This is a genomic window from Telluria sp. AZSoR62, assembly GCF_058111565.1.
The window spans coordinates 1-243 of the sequence record NZ_JBYTST010000532.1; the positions used below are offsets into that span (position 1 = coordinate 1).

1 pseudogene is annotated in these 243 nt (G+C 58.0%); it reads right to left on the minus strand.

Annotated elements, in window-relative coordinates:
* Nucleotides 1-243, minus strand: a pseudogene (locus AC3XQU_RS24660) (3-oxoacyl-ACP reductase); the annotation flags it as partial.

A 243-nucleotide genomic window follows, 5' to 3' on the forward strand; every position in this document is an offset into this window, starting at 1 on the left:
GCCCGACGTACGGCATCCGGTTTGCCATGATCGTCAGAGTCGGGACATTCACGTCGAGTGGTAGATCTATCAGTTGCACAACGGTGTTCGCGACATGACGAGGATCGAATGTCGGCTCGGGCCTGGTGGTGCCGTCAGCTTGTCTTGCCGAGTGGCCGATTCCGGCCGTCATGTCAGTTGCCGCATTGCCGATGTCGATTTGACTGCAACAGATGTCGAACTCTCGGCCGTCGAGAGAGATCG